Below are 372 nucleotides of genomic sequence, written 5' to 3'. Positions count from 1 at the left end.
CGCGCCCGAGAGGAGTCGAACCCCTAACCTCTTGATCCGTAGTCAAACGCTCTATCCAATTGAGCTACGGGCGCATATGGTGCCGAGGGCGGGGGTCGAACCCGCACGGTGGTCACCCACCGCAGGATTTTAAGTCCTGTGCGTCTGCCTGTTCCGCCACCCCGGCATGTCATATTGAAAATTGGAGCGGAAGACGGGATTCGAACCCGCGACCCCAACCTTGGCAAGGTTGTATTCTACCACTGAACTACTTCCGCAAGACATGTATGAGTTATTTTATTAAAAGTGCGGGTGAAGGGAGTCGAACCCCCACGCCAAAGGCGCTAGATCCTAAGTCTAGTGCGTCTGCCAATTCCGCCACACCCGCATATT

The 372-nt window shown here is 55.1% G+C and carries 4 tRNA genes; all 4 read right to left on the bottom strand.

Going from position 1 to position 372, the window contains the following annotated elements:
- The 4 genes from COI75_RS17035 to COI75_RS17020 all read right to left on the bottom strand — a co-directional run bounded on the left by COI75_RS17035 (position 1) and on the right by COI75_RS17020 (position 367).
- Positions 1-74: transfer RNA gene (locus COI75_RS17035), tRNA-Arg, on the bottom strand.
- A gap of 3 nt (positions 75-77) precedes the next feature.
- Positions 78-166, bottom strand: a tRNA-Leu gene (locus COI75_RS17030).
- Between the two features lie 16 nt (positions 167-182).
- Positions 183-257: transfer RNA gene (locus COI75_RS17025), tRNA-Gly, on the bottom strand.
- A 29-nt stretch (positions 258-286) separates the two neighbouring features.
- A tRNA-Leu gene (locus COI75_RS17020) sits at positions 287-367 on the bottom strand.
- Positions 368-372: the final 5 nt, after the last annotated feature.

It is taken from the genome of Bacillus cereus, from assembly GCF_002564555.1.
In the GTDB taxonomy this organism is placed as follows: domain Bacteria; phylum Bacillota; class Bacilli; order Bacillales; family Bacillaceae_G; genus Bacillus_A; species Bacillus_A cereus_K.
Note: the sequence above shows the minus strand (reverse complement) of the source record. Positions and strands in the feature narration are given on the sequence as shown.